Source organism: Shimwellia blattae DSM 4481 = NBRC 105725 (assembly GCF_000262305.1).
GTDB lineage: Bacteria > Pseudomonadota > Gammaproteobacteria > Enterobacterales > Enterobacteriaceae > Shimwellia > Shimwellia blattae.
In genome coordinates, this window is record NC_017910.1 from 4027529 (window position 1) to 4044402 (window position 16874).

Below are 16874 nucleotides of genomic sequence, written 5' to 3' on the forward strand. Positions count from 1 at the left end.
TCCTGCCCCATGAGGGGAAAGGCGCTTATTTCATTCTCCAGGGGCACAATTAAGCCCCTGCTTTACGCCAGCGTGATCAGCGCTGGCGTATTGGTATGCCCTTTTTTTGCCCACGCTGACGATCGCGCTCAGCTTAAAACCATTCAGCAGGATATCGCCTCGAAAGAGCGCGTGGTACGCCAGCAGCAACAGCAGCGCAGCGCACTCCAGGCCCAGCTTAAGATTCAGGAGCAGGCCATTGCCGATGCGACCCGCAAACTGCGCGATACCCAGAACACCCTCAACGATCTGAACCGTCAGATAGCCACCATGAATGCGTCGATCACCAAACTGGAGCGCCAGAAGGCCGCCCAGGAGCAGAACTTGTCCGCCATGCTGGACGCCGCATTCCGCCAGGGGCAAACCTCCGGCATTGAGTTTGTGCTTAACGGTAAAGAGACGGAGCGTACTGAACGGCTGCAGATGTACTTTAAATACTTCAATCAGGCCCGTCAGCAGGCCATTGAAGCGCTGCAAAAAACCAGTGAAGAGGTCGCCGCCCAGAAAGCGGTGCTGGAAGATAAACAGTCCCGGCAACAGACCCTGCTCTATGAGCAGCAGGCAGAGCAGCGCCGCCTGCAGGCCGCCCGCAGCGAACGCCAGAAAACCATCAACGGCCTGAATTCATCCATTCAGAAAGGCCAGCAGCAGATCACCGAGCTGCGCCAGAACGAAAATCGCCTGCGCAGCAGCATTGCCCGGGCGGAAGCCGCAGCCCGCGCGAAAGCAGAGAGCGAAGCCCGCGAAGCCGATAAGGTCCGCTCCCGCCAGCAGGATGCCTCCCGCAAGGGGACAACCTATAAACCGACCGAGAGCGAACGCTCGCTTATGGCCCGCACCGGGGGGCTGGGCGCGCCACGCGGCCAGGCCTTGTGGCCGGTCCGGGGCTCGCTGCTGCACCGCTACGGCGAGCAGTTACAGGGCGAGCTGCGCTGGAAAGGGATTGTGATCGCCGCCTCTGAAGGCACCGAAGTGCGCGCCATTGCCGACGGCCGGGTGATCCTCGCCGACTGGCTACAGGGCTATGGCCTGGTGGTGGTTGTCGAGCACGGGAAAGGCGATATGAGCCTGTATGGCTATAATCAAAGTGCCCTTGTCCGGGTGGGTACACAGGTCCGGGCAGGTCAGGCAATTGCGCTGGTCGGTAACAGCGGCGGCCAGGGCAGGCCATCACTCTATTTTGAGATCCGTCGCCAGGGCCAGGCGGTAAACCCACAAGCATGGTTGGGAAGATAAGTTTTGCTGCATTTTCGTCATTTTCTTTCAGCACTGGTTGCCGCGCTGGCCGTGCTCAGCACCAGCGCCAGCGCCGGTAAGCTCGCCATTGTTATTGATGATTTCGGTTATCGCCCCCAAACCGAAAACCAGGTGATCGCGATGCCTGCCAATATCTCGGTGGCGGTACTGCCAAATGCCCCCCACGCCCGGGAGATGGCCAGTAAAGCCCACGCGGCGGGCCACGAGGTGCTGATCCACCTGCCTATGGCCCCCCTCAGTAAGCAACCGCTGGAAAAAGACACCCTGCGCCCGGAGATGAACAGCGCCGAAATTGAGCGCATCATCCGCGAAGCGGTGGCTAAAGTCCCCTATGCGGTGGGCCTGAATAACCACATGGGCAGTGCGATGACCTCCAGCCTGCCCGGCATGCAGAAAGTCATGCAGATCCTCGATCACTACAGTTTTTACTTTCTGGACAGCGTCACCATCGGCAACAGCCAGGCCATGCGCGCCGCCGCGGGCACCCGGGTGAAGGTGATTAAGCGTAAAGTCTTTCTGGATGACAAGCAGAATGAAACGGACATCCGCTACCAGTTTAACCGGGCGATAAATCTGGCCCGGCGTAACGGCTCGGCGATCGCCATCGGGCATCCGCACCCGACCACGGTAAGAGTGTTACAGCAAATGGTCTATAACCTGCCGCCGGACATCACACTGGTACGCCCGAGCAGCCTGCTTAATGAGCCCCAGGTGGATAACACCAGCGCACCGGTTGTGCAGCAGACCAGCCAGCGCACCGCAGCTGCGCCGTCACTGAAGGCGATGCTCAAAATGTGCACCACAAGGCGGCCACCGCAGCCGGTGTATGCCACCGTCTGGTTTACAGTTATTGCCGACAGTATCCGCCAGAGCAATCTGGCCATGTATCTGACACACCAGTGGCAGGGCTGGCAAAACAAACGGCCACCCGGCCAGTAATCAGCAGACAGGCGCGCCACCGCGCGCCTGTCTGTGCTGTCAGTCCCAGCTCAGGATCACTTTACCGGACTGGCCTGAACGCATCGCGTCGAACCCTTTCTGAAAGTCATCAACAGAGAAGCGGTGGGTGATGATCGGTGACAGATCCAGCCCGGACTGAATAAGCGCCGCCATCTTATACCAGGTTTCGAACATCTCGCGGCCGTAAATACCCTTGATGAACAGCCCCTTGAAGATAACCTTGTTCCAGTCGATAGCCATATCGTCTGGCGGAATACCCAGCATGGCGATCCGCCCGCCGTGGTTCATGGTGTCCAGCATGGTGCGAAAAGCAGCGGGTGCCCCGGACATTTCCAGCCCCACATCGAAGCCTTCGGTCATCCCGAGCCCGGTCATTACATCCTGCAGATTTTCCTCGCTGACATTCACCGCCCGGGTTACGCCCATATCCCGGGCCAGGGCCAGACGGTAGTCGTTAACATCGGTTATCACCACGTTACGGGCGCCCACATGCTTTGCAACCGCGGCAGCCATAATGCCTATCGGCCCTGCCCCGGAGACCAGCACATCCTCCCCGACCAGGTCGAAAGAGAGCGCCGTGTGCACCGCATTCCCGAACGGATCAAAGATAGAGGCCAGGTCATCGGAAATATTGTCCGGAATTTTGAAGGCATTAAAGGCCGGGATCACCAGATACTCGGCAAAACACCCCGGGCGGTTTACCCCCACCCCGATGGTATTGCGGCACAGATGGGTGCGCCCGCCCCGGCAATTGCGGCAGTGACCACAGGTGATATGCCCCTCGCCGGACACCCGGTCACCAATATTAAACCCGCGGACTTCCTGGCCAATACCGACCACTTCACCCACATACTCATGCCCGACCACCATCGGCACCGGAATCGTTTTGCGTGACCACTGGTCCCAGTTGTAGATATGCACATCAGTACCGCAAATGGCGGTTTTGCGGATTTTGATCAGCAGATCGTTATGACCCATTTCCGGTAACGGAACATCGGTCATCCAGATCCCTTCCTCAGCTTTCAGCTTCGATAATGCTTTCATAACCTATCCTCAGGCAATCACACCCAGTTTTTTGCCAATACGCGTGAATGCAGCCACCGCATGTTCAATCTGTTGCGGAGTGTGGGCCGCTGACATTTGGGTACGGATCCGTGCCTGGCCTTTGGGAACAACCGGGTAGAAGAATCCGGTGACATAAATCCCCTCTTTTTGCAGCTCGCGGGCGAAGTTCTGCGCCACCACCGCATCACCGAGCATAACCGGAATAATGGCGTGATCGGCACCGGCCAGGGTAAACCCGGCGGCGCTCATCTTCTCCCGGAACAGGCGCGCGTTAGCCCACAGCCGATCGCGCAGCTCAGCACCGGATTCCAGCATCTCCAGAACTTTGATCGATGCCGCCACAATGGCCGGCGCCAGAGAGTTAGAAAACAGATACGGGCGGGAGCGCTGGCGCAGCCATTCGATCACCTCTTTGCGGCCTGCGGTATAACCGCCGGATGCACCACCCAGCGCTTTACCCAGCGTACCGGTAATGATATCCACCCGCCCCATGACATCACAAAACTCGTGGGTGCCACGGCCATGCTCGCCCACAAACCCGACGGCGTGTGAATCATCCACCATGACCAGTGCCTGGTACTGGTCGGCCAGGTCGCAGACCCCTTTCAGGTTGGCAATCACGCCATCCATGGAGAACACGCCGTCTGTCGCTATCAGTATATGGCGGGCACCGGCGGCTTTTGCCTCCTGCAGGCGCGCTTCCAGCTCGTGCATATCGTTGTTGGCATAGCGGTAGCGCTGCGCTTTGCACAGGCGGACCCCGTCAATAATCGAGGCATGGTTCAGCGCATCGGAAATAATGGCATCTTCCGGCCCTAACAGGGTTTCGAACAGGCCGCCGTTCGCATCAAAGCAGGATGAGTACAGAATGGCATCTTCCATACCCAGGAAGCCCGCCAGCTTATGCTCCAGCGCTTTGTGGCTGTCCTGGGTGCCGCAGATAAAACGCACCGACGCCATACCAAAGCCGTGGGTCTCCATCCCCTGCTGTGCGGCGGCGATCAGCGCCGGGTGGTTTGCCAGGCCCAGGTAGTTATTAGCACAGAAGTTAATAACATGGCTGCCGTCGGCAACGGTGATATCCGCCTGCTGGGCGGAGGTGATGATGCGCTCTTCTTTGAACAACCCTTCCGCCCGGGCCTCTTCAAGCCGGGCGTTTAACTGCTGGTAAAAATCCCCACGCATTACAATTCTCCTGGTCTGGCTGATTTCGGCACATACTACCGAAAGCATCGCCGGTAAACGAGACGACACTGCGAGCTTTATGATTCATACAGCATAAACGACTTTGGGATACCCCTCTTACGCCATCATAAAAGCGCCAATGCTGTCGGTGTATCAATGTAATGATATGATAAGAAACAGTACGCCACGGGATATACCGTCCTGTGCCCTTATTTTTAAAGGTTAACGCATATGATCATTGTCACCGGCGGTGCTGGTTTTATCGGCAGTAATATTGTCAAAGCACTGAATGATATCGGTTATCGCGACATCCTGGTTGTCGATAATCTGAAAGACGGCACCAAATTCGTCAACCTGGTTGATCTGAACATTGCCGACTATATGGACAAAGAAGATTTCCTGGTCCAGATCATGTCCGGCGAAGAGTTCGGCGATATTGAGGCGGTATTCCACGAAGGCGCCTGCTCTTCCACCACCGAGTGGGATGGCAAGTACGTGATGGATAACAACTATCAGTACTCTAAAGAGCTGCTGCACTACTGCCTGGAGCGGGAAATTCCGTTCCTGTATGCCTCTTCGGCAGCAACCTACGGCGGCCGTACCGCAGATTTCATTGAATCCCGCGAATACGAGCAGCCGCTCAACGTATACGGCTACTCCAAATTCCTGTTCGACGAGTATGTCCGCCAGATCCTGCCGGAAGCCACCTCCCAGATCACCGGCTTTCGCTACTTCAACGTGTATGGCCCCCGTGAAGGCCACAAAGGCAGCATGGCAAGCGTGGCTTTCCACCTCAATACCCAGCTGAATAACGGCGAGAACCCGAAACTGTTTGAAGGCAGTGACAGCTTCCGCCGCGATTTTGTTTATGTGGGCGATGTGGCGAACATGAACCTGTGGTTCTGGCAGAACGGGGTTTCCGGGATCTATAACTGCGGCACCGGCCGGGCAGAATCCTTCCAGGCCGTGGCCGATGCGACCCTCGCATGGCACAAAAAAGGCCAGGTCGAATACATTCCGTTCCCGGATAAGCTCAAAGGCCGCTATCAGGCATTTACCCAGGCAGATTTAACCCAGCTGCGCGCTGCCGGTTACGATAAGCCGTTTAAAACCGTTGCCGAAGGGGTAACGGAATACATGGACTGGCTGAACCGCAAGGCGTAACGGTTACTGGCGTATGAAAATTCTGGTGATTGGCCCGTCATGGGTGGGCGACATGATGATGTCGCAAAGTCTGTATCGCACGCTCAGGGCGCGTTATCCCCAGGCGATAATTGATGTGATGGCACCGGCCTGGTGCCGTCCGCTGTTAGCGCGTATGCCGGAAGTGAACGAGGCCATCCCCATGCCGCTGGGCCACGGCGCGCTGGAAATTGGCGAGCGCCGCCGCTTAGGAATAAGCCTGCGCGGGCGCCGCTATGATCGCGCCTACGTGCTGCCAAACTCATTTAAATCCGCCCTGGTGCCTTTTTTTGCCCATGTCCCGCACCGTACAGGGTGGCTGGGCGAAATGCGCTATGGCCTGCTTAATGATGCCCGCAAGCTGGACAAGAGCGCCTGGCCGCTGATGGTCGAGCGCTACGTGGCGCTGGCTTACGATAAAGGCGCGATGGAAAACGCACGCGATCTTCCCCGGCCCCTGCTCTGGCCGCAATTACAGGTCGACGATAAAGAAAAAGCGCCGATGTGCGCCCGGTTCGGCTTGTCTGCCGGGCGGCCGATCATCGGTTTTTGCCCCGGTGCGGAATTTGGCCCGGCCAAGCGCTGGCCCCATTATCACTACGCACAGCTGGCCGCAAAACTGATTGATGAGGGCTACCAGATAGTCCTGTTCGGCTCGGCAAAAGACAGCGAAGCGGGTAATCAGATCCTCGCCTCACTGACCAGTGAGCAGCAGGCCTGCTGCTTTAATCTGGCGGGGGATACCACACTCGATCAGGCCGTGGTGCTGATTGCCTCCTGCAAAGCGGTGGTGACCAATGACTCCGGGCTGATGCATGTTGCCGCTGCGCTGAACCGCCCGCTGGTCGCCCTTTACGGCCCCAGCAGCCCGGATTTTACCCCGCCGCTTTCTCATCAGGCGCGGGTTATCCGCCTGATTACCGGCTACCTGAAAGTACGCAAGGGCGAGGGGGATGAAGGCTACCATCAGAGCCTGATTGATATTCAGCCGGAACGGGTGGCTGACGAACTCCACGCCTTATTGCAGGAACAGGAAGCCTAACGGATGCGGGTGCTGATTGTAAAAACCTCTTCAATGGGGGATGTTCTGCATACCCTGCCGTCATTAACCGATGCACAACAGCAGCTTCCCGGGATCCGCTTTGACTGGGTTGTGGAGGAAGGATTCGCCCAAATTCCCGGCTGGCACAGTGCGGTAGAGCGGGTGCTGCCCGTTGCTATCCGTCGCTGGCGTAAGGGCTGGTTCTCACAGCCTGTACGCCAGGAAAGAGAGGCATTTCGCCACCGCCTGCAGGAAGTGGCATACGATGCGGTAATTGACGCCCAGGGGCTGCTGAAAAGCGCCGCACTGGTTACACGCCATGCCCGGGGAACGAAGCACGGTATGGACTGGCAAACCGCACGGGAGCCGCTGGCCAGCCTGTTTTATGATAAGCGCCACCATATCCCCAGGCAGATGCACGCCGTTGAGCGTACCCGTGCGTTATTTGCCCAAAGCCTGGGTTATGAAAAACCGCAGACCCCGGGCGACTACGCAATCGCCCGGCACTTTCTGACACCCGGCATCACGGCCAGTGATCCTTATGCGGTCTTTTTGCATGCCACAACCCGGGATGATAAGCACTGGCCTGAAGCCCACTGGCGCGAACTGATCGGCCAGCTAAAAGGGCGCGGTATTCATATTAAGCTGCCCTGGGGTGCGCCCCACGAAGAGGCCCGGGCGAAGCGCCTGGCAGAAGGGTTTGACTATGTGGAAGTGTTACCGCGGATGAGTCTTGAGGGGATTGCCCGGGAGCTTGCCGGGGCACAGTATGTGGTGTCGGTGGATACCGGGTTAAGCCACCTGGCAGCGGCGCTCGACAGGCCCAATATTACGCTGTATGGCCCGACGGATCCGGGATTGATTGGCGGGTACGGGAAGAATCAGTATGCGTGCTGTGCAGAGACTAAACACCTTCAGGATTTACTTCCCGCCAGGGTACTGGAACAACTCAGCACCCTGGCAGAATAACGCGCGGGTTATGATTCAGTAGGGCGCCGGGAACCCGTATTTCTGGCGCTCTCATTACACAATATAACGGCTAGCAGCAGGCTCACAATCCACGATGCCGGAATAGGCTTCGCGTGGGTAACCACATCACTGAGCCCGAATAAAAATATCGCCAGCGGGAATACCAGCAAACCGTAATTTTTACTCTTCAGGCAATACAGCGCCATACCAAGGTACAGGGCAAAAATCAGCGCCACACCAGAGATTCCCCGAATCGAGTAGGCTTCCGCGATTTCATTATGCATATGAACATTGAGAAATCTCACCGCCCCCGCGTAAATAGCATCCTGCTTATCTAATGCGATAACCTTATCCCCTCTGACTTCAAGCGATTGCCATCCTGTCACCGGTGAGGAATTAAATCCGGCCTGCATCATAGAAAGACGAGCGCCAACAGAGGTATCGCTATTATTCTTCTGATACTGGGTAATGTCCTGAGTCATCGCATTAACACGTTCATCGACATTATCATGGAAAGCGATACCGCAAAGTATCAGCAACCCTGCGATAGATGACGTGATTTTTAACATGCGTTTTTTATGCTGGCGGTGCTCAATAATAATCAGCAATATGATCATTAGCGGGTAGGTCACAATAGCAGACCGGGTTCCGGTCATCACAACAGCCGACAGAGTTAAAATAAAGTTAGCATAAAATAAGATCCAGCGATATTTCACTTCAGACTTCAGAAACACAATGGATGCAAAAAGAGAGCAGAATGTCAGCATATACGCGGCAATTGTCGCAGCGCCCATTTGCCCGATATTCCCGCCCATGGCTGATACTGAGATTCTCTCTGCGCCAAGATAAATCCCCTGATAAAAAGAGCGGCCCAGGATAATAGCCTGAGCAATAATCGCAGCAATGAGAAACTCATATTTATAGACAACATGCCGGACACGGGAAAAATAAATAACCGTAAAGGCCGCGGCTATCAGCATCTTTCCGGCTTCCAGATAGCCACGATAACCATTTTTATATAACACATCAGGATTTTTATACAGACCATACCAGATAAGATCAATCCCACCCAGTAACAGCAACGGAATAGCCAGAATAAAAACATTACGATCAATCGCAGGCAGCTTTCGATAACCAATGGCCAGCATAACAAATGAAACAGCCCCGGCAATATTTATTATCTTATTCGTATAATTTGGATTAATACCTATACAAATGATACCTGCCAGGTAAAACGCCATTATAATTTTGGCAACAGCGCTATCGAAGCGAGAATTTTCATTCAAAGTAAGCATATGGTTCAGCAATTGATTCCACAGTAATTATTTAAAAAAAGAGGAGCAGAACACTCTCATCCACGATCTGGCAATCTTTAAATTCCTGTTGACTGCACTTCTCTCTTCCTTATCCCCTGCGGATTCAATCCTTTCCTGCTCCAGATGACTATTGGTAGCATTCACTTTAGGGTGAATAATCATTTCATTAAGAAAATAATTATTTATTAATCCATGCTGAGAAAGCAGTTTCCAGCTATCGGCATGGTAAATACCATAAGATGCGGTAAAATCCACAATAGACGCTGCCATTACCGCATTCATCATATAACAGCAAGTGCGGCGGATCTTTTTCTCGTTATAGTTAACTCGCCGGAATGTAAACCCACCCAGGCGCTGATAACTCAACAAACTTAACCCCAGTACCGGATAATCGTGCAGCCCTTTTTGCCCCCCGAGCAGTACCAGATCCTGCTTATCCAGATGAGCAAGGGATGCAGCACTTATTTGGTCGATAAACTGCTTAAAGCGCCGATCAACGATCACATCATCTTCCAGGACAACCACCCAGTCGTGCCCTTCATCCAGCAGCTTCTGGTACAGATACTGGTGACTGAGCGCGCAGGCAATCTCACCATCCGACATCACGCTACCCCGTCCGGTACTTCTTGCCTGCTGAATTACCTGATATCGCTCAGGTGATTTAGCATCCACGGCATCAAAGAACTCAAATTCAACGCCAATCGCTGCGAAGTCGGCACAGATTTTATCTCTTCTGGCTACATCTCGCTTTAGCGAAACCACATAAACAGGAATGCTCATATATAACCCTGATAGTTTCTTATTTTTATTTTAGCTAACGTTGTATGCTTAGATAAAATACGATAACAAAAACAGTGCCACTTGATCATCGTACTTTTCTGATTAGTAAATATTAAATGATTTCTCACCGGTGCGTAAAACGGCTTCACTAATACTTTTGATATCATATTGTTCGGATGATATTTCCGCTCTCTGCAGCATAGCATCAGCAGCAGAGATATACGGAATAATATCGTAGTTCACCGCCGTATCATCGGATAGATTATAAACATTAATATCAGTTACATTATCCGTCATAAACTTAAAAAACGGAATTATCTTTAATAAATCAGCGCTTAGCTCAGAAGGCATAGGGTTATTACCTTCATCATAAAACCGACCGCAGGCACCCTGAAGATCAAGACCAGAGCAAATAATTTTATTATATTTTAAAGAATAGGCAATTTGCATGGCAGCATAGGCTACAGTATGACAAGAACAATACCCAAGACTAATATCCTGAGAGAATCCCACCAGGCGCTGGCGTTTCGATACCGGCACATCAATCAATAGTGATTTATGTATTCTGGATAATACCTTGAATTTTATTTTTTTGAAGAAACCACCTTTTTCCCGGTGATAAAATCCTTTCAGGATAAAGCAATGTTCACGTAAATATTCCCGCTCTTCTTCGGAAGCACCCTGATAGACCTCCTGATTAATAAATGTAAAGCGGCTGTTTTCCCGGAAACGATAAAAATCATCTCTTCGGTTTTTCAAAAAACGCGCATCTGTTAAGACATAAATAAACGGCTGAACGCCATTTTTAATCAGGTAATCAGCCGCACCGTTAACGGCAATAACGTCTTTTGTACGCAGAAGAGACAAAGGTGTTTTTACAGATGTCGGCCCGGACAGGAAAATGATCACATCATCCGATGTTTTCCTGTCCGTCATACATTTTACGTCAGAACGGGTCACAAACGTCATTCTTCTCATAAAACATCCATTAGGTCGTATTATTTACTTTAAAACAGCCGTAATATATTTAGTAATATAAGAATTACCGGGCCTCCTTCCCTTTCAGCTTCCTGATGAAATTTCTGAATTTCTTTTTATAGATCAAAAGATAGTATCCAAAATCTTTAACCTCATTCACTATATCGTAATGACGTTCAAGATCGATTCTGTCTTTTGCTCTTCGGGCTGCTGATGGCCTTTTCCCTGATAAATCAATAATTCTTACATCACCATCCTGGATAATAAAATTCCCCTTATGGGGATCGCCGGAAACCATACCATGCTGATGCAGCTCATCAATTGATCTTTTTATTTTTTCTTTTAATTTTTCATCAATATTTTTTATATCTGATAGCTCAGTGCCTTCGATATACTCAATCAGCATAATATAGGTATGAACAAAGCGCAGTGTTTTACGCTCAGCTAACAGATAAAAATCATTTACTGAGTCCAGCCCTTCGTTGCGAATACGCTCAGTCTGCTGGAATAACTTTTCATAATAATCACCCTTAAGCATTGCCTTCAGGAAGCGTTCTGTTTTTTTGAGTTTAGGTGAAAATATCTTTAAAACTAACTTCCCGTATTTCGTATCAATCAATAATACTTTGGTATCCTCAATGTTACGAAATACTTTTATAACCTTTATGTTACAGGCAAAGAAATCATTCAGAACATCAATGTATTTTTCACCATCTGACGACTTGGTGAAAACGGCATATCCATTTACGTTATGTTTTATACTCATAGGTGACCAGAATAAGTTATTTATTTTTTCGTTTCTTTAACAGATAAGTTAGCCCTGCAGAAATACCTGAGAAATATTTTCCCTGAATCAGCAGATGTTTATAACGCTTTTTCATCTCCGTTACCGTATGCGCATTTTTCAACGGGTGCTTTTTCCACGGAGAGAAAAGGAGAGCCTGGTGATAATACTCTGCAGATGGATATTTAGCCCACTGATGCCAGGGTTTTGTGATGCCGGTATAATGAATTAAAACCGTTTTATCTGTAATAAAATTTTTATATTTCTGATGTGAGCGATCTCTTAATTCGTTTTTCAGTGTATATATTCTGTTATATTCATTCGGAAGATATATATTATTCGTCTGAAACGCGATATTTAATGCATCCTGATCAAGATATTTCAGGAAGCCATATTTTGTTTCTCCCCTGAGCAGGGAAAATACAAATGGTGTTAAATTAGAATCATGCCATTTTTTTAAGTTAACATATATCACTCCGGCATTAAAATACTTACCTTCCATTTCTGGTATATTCAGCCGGGAAACGCTCATCTGTTGAGTGCTTCCGGTGTCCGGAACAACCGCTGCAAACTCATCAGCAAACTGAATTTCAGTAATATATTTAAGGCTACCTTTACATACTACATCTGCATCAAGATACAGCAGCGTCGCAATAGTCTGACTTAAATATTCAAACGACAACACCCTGAAATAGGTGGCATATGACCAAAAAGATGATGTCGGCAAATCGCGAAAATATTCAGGATCAATCAGATAGATATTGATTTTTGTGTTAAATTGCAATGCGGTTTCTTTAAAAAAAGAAAGATAGCTATCATCAATATAATCAGTAAAGACATGAAAAATACAATTTATATCTGAATTATTGATCAGAACTGAAGAGATCGATACACCAGCACCAAATAAAAAATTCTTATCAATACCATAAGATATATTAAGCTCACGGTAATTACTGGTAATATTCTCACCCTGAAAGGAATAGACTTCTTTCACAAATCCTATCATATTATTACCTACAGTGCTCACCCTTTAATCTTAAGGTAAAAGTAAAAAATATAATTAATGATCCCTGCGATATTTTTGCCTTGTTTAAAATTATGTTTTGCGCAATATCTCGCATAATTAGCATTGCCGGGGCTCATCAGCGGCGTATCCTTCCATGGGGAATGCTCTCGCGCAACCAGAAATGGCGTTGCAGATGCATAGCAACTCCATGAATGCCATGGCTTGGTTGGCCCCACATAGTGGATAAAAACGGTGCTATCTGAAACAGGATTAATAAATGTCTTTTTTAACTCATAATTGAGGCTAAATTGCGTATTATATATTTTATCAATAAACTGCACTTTATCATGTAAAATGAGATTAAGGATATCCTGATCCATATAGGACAACATGGATGTTATCTTTTTATCAGATAACATCTCCATAGCTCTGCCGGAGACATATTCCCTGGCCCAGGCATCAATATTCAGCAACAACATCCCCGAATTAAAATAGCCCTTTTCAAGGGCCGGGCAATGAAGACTGTGCGCCCGCTGCTCCCACCATGACTGATCGCGCTCTGGCACAACACCGGCTACCTTATCATCAGGTAATATATTTACTAATCCGCTAATATCACCTTTGCAAACAATATCAGCATCAAGATACAGAATCACCTTCTGCGAGCCGATAAAGTAGTCACCAATAATAAAGCGGAAATACATCGCAACCGACCAGTTTTTCGTTGTCGGGAATGATTTCAGTTTTTCGCAGTTTACAATATGAAGCTGAATACATGTTTTATATGATTTTGCCAGCTGAGAAAACGTCTGCACATCATCAGTAGAAAGCTGATCAATAAAAACATGGAAGACAAAATCCATTTCTCTATTATTCATTAATACAGAGGCAATAGAGACACCACAACCAAAGAGAAAATTTTTATCAATACCATATGCAATATGGAAACTTTCTTTTTTTAATGACGGGTCGCGTTCATCAAAAACGGTGGTATTCTTAATCATTTCGTCAGTATTAAAATACTGATATCCCATATATCACCCCTAAAGAATCACAACGCTTTTCTGATTGTTCTTTCCTGAATTTTGCTGGCTTTCTCCTGCGCACGGGACAACAGCGCCTGCTCTTTTACCAGCGTATCCCGTAATGGCCGGGCGAAATAAACCTTCATAAACCGGAAAATATCACGCTGAGTCAGCCCGATATTCAGAGATGAAAAATACAACCCAATCAAATCCTTGTCGCGCCAGCGCCGGGGAACATGGCTGCGCATCTGGGCCCGGTGCAAATCAATAACCGAAATTTTCAGTTGCTGCTCATCCCCTTCAAACGGCAGATGCAGCAAAAAATGGCAAATATAACAATCACGATGGTTAACGCCTGCCTGGTGCATCTTTCTGACCATCGTGGCAACACGGCGGATAATCATCCGCTTCACCCGAGGATCTGGCGGCAGCGTTGCCCAGTCGGCACAATAATCCTCCAGACTGATGGTCGGCGTTAAATCTTCGGTAATAATAAAGGACGTGCGCCGCAGAGGATTAACCCCCCGCTGGCCAAACCCCACCCCGTGCATGGTATCCACACCCACATCGTGCAGTTTATGGATGGCGTTCCACTCCCGGTCAGCGCCCAGCACCGGCAGACGCAGCGACAGCAGATTCTTCACAACTTCTTTTACTGAGGTGCCATGGTGCCATTTAAGAAAATAACTGTTACCCGCCAGCTCAAATCGCAGAGTACGGCGCGTTTCAAGCTCGCGAAAAACCTCCCCCCGGAGCTTTTGCACTTCCGCAAAAGCATCTTTCCCGCGCCACAGCGTCGCCAGGGGCTCTTTCAGTTCAACCATGTAAATCACCAATAATAATATCCGCCGCCTTTTCCGGCAGACTGTATAAATCCTGAGTATCCGCATAGTGGCGGGCATTATCAGCCCAGGCATCACGCAGTGCCTTATTACACAGGGCCTTGCTCAGCGCCCCATTAAGCGCACTTTGCTGCCAGGGCTCAGCGATCACCTCGCCACAGCCTGCCTCACTAATATAGTGCGCATAACCGCATACTGCGCTGGTAATCACCGGCAGGCCGGCGGTAATAGCCTCCAGCAGCACAATGCCCGCCGCTTCCTGGTAAGCCGGGTGCAGCAGCAGATCCGCGGCGGCCATCAGCTCAGAAACGTCATTCCGCCCGGCGAAAAAGTGCACATTGGCGCCCACCCCAAGCCGTTTTGCCAGCTGTGCGAATCTTCCCGGCTTATCCTGCCCGACAATGTAGAGGGTCACCCGGCTGCGCAACTCAGCGGGCAGCGCCGCCACAGCTTCAATGGAACGATCAACCCCTTTACGGCTGAAGTCCGAGCCCACCTGCAGCACCAGATATTGCTGGCTATCAATATGATTCTTACTGCGATAGCGCGCGCGGGCGTCAGCAGGCTGATTGCTGTATTTCCGGTCCGGGTAAATCCCGGGAGGTAAAATAAAGAAGCGTTCGGGCTCGGTGGCGTAATGTTTGCGAAAATCGGCAATTTGCTTATCCGTCAGCATCAGTAATTTTGTTGCGGCCCCCTGGCGAAATACCGCCCGTTCGAACGCAGCAAAATGACGATAACGCGGCATTAAGCGGTAGAAAAACCCCTTTTCCCGGGCAACTTTCTCGGCATAGCACACATCCGCCGCGTAATAGACATCAAGGCCGGGCATTTTATTAAACCCCACCACCCGATCGGCCGGATGCTGGCCCAGATGCGCGCTGACCCAGTGGTAATACTGCGCATTACGCCCGTGATTGGTGCGCGCACTTACCGGAACCACAATAATCTCAAACCCGGTGGGTCGCTCCCCCTGCCAGGATTGAACGTAAACGCGCACCGTATGGCCGCGCTCCGCCACGGTAGAGGCAATACGCAAAAAATCGCGCTGCAGGCCGCCAAAAGGGAAATATTTATACAGGCAAAATGCAACGATCATAGGTGATTACCGGTTTGAGGTGCATGAGCCAGGTGGGGCAGCATTTTTTCCGTTGCCGCAATCACATCCTGAGCGGGAATAACAGACAGATATTTCTTGTTGCGATCCCGCTCAGCGCGGGGCGGCATCGGCTGATAGTCCCCGGCCCAGAACTGTATCTGATTGTCGGACCAGGGGCGCCAGAAGACATGGTCTGTCGCGCCAAACAGGCTGATTATCGGGGTGTGTACCGCCGCCGCAATATGCCCGGGCGCAGAATCCACGCCAATAAATAACGCCGCATGATCAATTAACGCCGCCAGCTCCGGAAAGGAGGTTTTCCCCGCCAGCCCGGTAACCGGCCGCGTCTGGCAGCGGGTGGCGATATCTTCCGCGCAGGCCAGATCATCCGCCCCCGGGCCGGTGGTTATCACCACCGGATAACCGCGCTGCTGCAAATCATCAATCACCTGAGCGAATTTATCGTTATCCCAGCATTTAAACATCTGGCGGGCTGTTGGCTGGATCACCACATAAGGCTCGCGGGCTCCCAGTTGCTCAAGCTGGCGACGCATATCGTCCCAGTGCTCCGGGCGATATACCATCGAGGTTTCCCGGAAAATATCGGTTAATCCCAGCGGAGCCAGCGCCGATAAGTTACGCTCAACACAGTGCTGGCCCAGCCACGGTGCCAGGTACGTAAAACTCTTTTTCCAGAAGGCCGACTGCCGGTGACCATAATCCTGGCTGATACTGGTTTTAACATTCAGCATCCGCACCAGTAGCGCAATCATCCACTGGTCAGTTAAATTAATAATCAAATCATACTTATTGGCGCGTAATGTTTTAATCAGGCCAATAAAATTCGCGGCTTTATCCAGTGCTTTGGCTTTCTTATTTTTAATGCCGTAAAACGCATTAATATCCTGATTTTCAGACAATATTGGAATGGTATCCTGATAAAGCAGCATATCGATTTTCGCGTCAGGATAATTGCGTTTCAGCGTACTTATTACCGGCGTGGTTAGCAGCATATCTCCATGAAAGCGCATTTTAATAACCAGTATTCGGGTAAACGTTTTTTCCACAATCGGCTCTTATGGGTGATGGTTGTCCGTATAACTGAAAAAAGCCACGCTACCGCCCCAGGCTCAACAGCTACCTGAGAACTGACACCGTGTCCAAATTTCGGACTAGTGTATCACTTATTACCATACAATCCGATATGGATATTTTTTAAGCAAAAACAATAAATTATCATTTATAATCAATTAATAACATTACCAGCCCGCAAGGTGAATTATGCCGGAAAGACGCCGTCCGACCAGGGGAAATCGGCATAACGCCCCGGCATAATGTGAGATGG

At 50.4% G+C, this 16874-nt stretch carries 16 protein-coding genes; 5 read left to right on the top strand and 11 right to left on the bottom strand.

The window, feature by feature from the left end:
* Positions 1-9 precede the first annotated feature (9 nt).
* Positions 10-1275 (top strand): murein hydrolase activator EnvC, encoded by a 1266-nt coding sequence (gene envC / locus EBL_RS18840; RefSeq protein WP_014716262.1) that lies wholly within the window; start codon positions 10-12, stop codon positions 1273-1275.
* Between the two features lie 6 nt (positions 1276-1281).
* The gene (locus EBL_RS18845) at positions 1282-2235 is read left to right on the top strand and encodes a divergent polysaccharide deacetylase family protein (protein ID WP_373278434.1); all 954 of its coding nucleotides are present in this window, start codon (positions 1282-1284) and stop codon (positions 2233-2235) included.
* Positions 2236-2274: 39 nt separating this feature from the next.
* Here EBL_RS18845 and tdh read toward each other — a convergent pair whose 3' ends face one another.
* Positions 2275-3300 carry an L-threonine 3-dehydrogenase gene (gene tdh / locus EBL_RS18850; protein WP_002442609.1) on the bottom strand — a complete coding sequence of 342 codons (1026 nt, stop codon included), beginning with the start codon at positions 3298-3300 and terminating at the stop codon, positions 2275-2277.
* Between the two features lie 9 nt (positions 3301-3309).
* Positions 3310-4506, bottom strand: a complete 1197-nt coding sequence (gene kbl, locus EBL_RS18855) for a glycine C-acetyltransferase (RefSeq protein WP_002442606.1) — start codon at positions 4504-4506, stop codon at positions 3310-3312.
* Positions 4507-4737: 231 nt separating this feature from the next.
* On the opposite strand from kbl, the gene rfaD reads away from it, so the two are divergent.
* Genes rfaD through rfaC form a run of 3 tightly spaced genes read left to right on the top strand, consistent with a single transcriptional unit; the run spans position 4738 to position 7699 of the window.
* Positions 4738-5670, top strand: coding sequence for an ADP-glyceromanno-heptose 6-epimerase (gene rfaD / locus EBL_RS18860; protein ID WP_002442604.1), 933 nt, complete (start codon positions 4738-4740; stop codon positions 5668-5670).
* Between the two features lie 13 nt (positions 5671-5683).
* A complete protein-coding gene (gene rfaF, locus EBL_RS18865) occupies positions 5684-6730 on the top strand; it encodes an ADP-heptose--LPS heptosyltransferase RfaF (RefSeq protein ID WP_002442603.1) in 1047 nt (348 codons plus the stop codon).
* A gap of 3 nt (positions 6731-6733) precedes the next feature.
* Positions 6734-7699 carry a lipopolysaccharide heptosyltransferase RfaC gene (gene rfaC, locus EBL_RS18870; RefSeq protein ID WP_002442601.1) on the top strand — a complete coding sequence of 322 codons (966 nt, stop codon included), beginning with the start codon at positions 6734-6736 and terminating at the stop codon, positions 7697-7699.
* An 8-nt stretch (positions 7700-7707) separates the two neighbouring features.
* On the opposite strand, the gene EBL_RS18875 is transcribed toward rfaC, so the two are convergent.
* The 9 genes from EBL_RS18875 to rfaQ all read right to left on the bottom strand — a co-directional run bounded on the left by EBL_RS18875 (position 7708) and on the right by rfaQ (position 16596).
* Positions 7708-9006, bottom strand: coding sequence for an O-antigen ligase family protein (locus EBL_RS18875; RefSeq protein WP_232001884.1), 1299 nt, complete (start codon positions 9004-9006; stop codon positions 7708-7710).
* A 15-nt stretch (positions 9007-9021) separates the two neighbouring features.
* Positions 9022-9795 carry a glycosyltransferase family 25 protein gene (locus EBL_RS18880; RefSeq protein WP_002442597.1) on the bottom strand — a complete coding sequence of 258 codons (774 nt, stop codon included), beginning with the start codon at positions 9793-9795 and terminating at the stop codon, positions 9022-9024.
* 102 nt (positions 9796-9897) lie between these two features.
* On the bottom strand, positions 9898-10773 hold the full coding sequence (gene waaZ / locus EBL_RS18885; RefSeq protein ID WP_002442595.1) for a 3-deoxy-D-manno-oct-2-ulosonate III transferase WaaZ: 876 nt from the start codon (positions 10771-10773) through the stop codon (positions 9898-9900).
* 64 nt (positions 10774-10837) lie between these two features.
* Entirely contained in the window at positions 10838-11539 is a 702-nt protein-coding gene (rfaY, locus tag EBL_RS18890; RefSeq protein WP_002442593.1) for a lipopolysaccharide core heptose(II) kinase RfaY, read from the bottom strand.
* Positions 11540-11555: 16 nt separating this feature from the next.
* A complete protein-coding gene (locus tag EBL_RS18895) occupies positions 11556-12563 on the bottom strand; it encodes a glycosyltransferase family 8 protein (protein ID WP_014716264.1) in 1008 nt (335 codons plus the stop codon).
* Positions 12564-12580: 17 nt separating this feature from the next.
* Positions 12581-13597, bottom strand: coding sequence for a lipopolysaccharide 3-alpha-galactosyltransferase (waaO, locus tag EBL_RS18900; RefSeq protein WP_002442588.1), 1017 nt, complete (start codon positions 13595-13597; stop codon positions 12581-12583).
* A 17-nt stretch (positions 13598-13614) separates the two neighbouring features.
* Positions 13615-14412, bottom strand: coding sequence for a lipopolysaccharide core heptose(I) kinase RfaP (rfaP, locus tag EBL_RS18905; RefSeq protein ID WP_002442586.1), 798 nt, complete (start codon positions 14410-14412; stop codon positions 13615-13617).
* Positions 14405-15529, bottom strand: a complete 1125-nt coding sequence (locus EBL_RS18910) for a glycosyltransferase family 4 protein (RefSeq protein ID WP_002442584.1) — start codon at positions 15527-15529, stop codon at positions 14405-14407. The genes rfaP and EBL_RS18910 overlap by 8 nt, the downstream gene beginning before the upstream one ends.
* A complete protein-coding gene (rfaQ, locus tag EBL_RS18915) occupies positions 15526-16596 on the bottom strand; it encodes a lipopolysaccharide core heptosyltransferase RfaQ (protein ID WP_014716265.1) in 1071 nt (356 codons plus the stop codon). The genes EBL_RS18910 and rfaQ overlap by 4 nt, the downstream gene beginning before the upstream one ends.
* Positions 16597-16874: the final 278 nt, after the last annotated feature.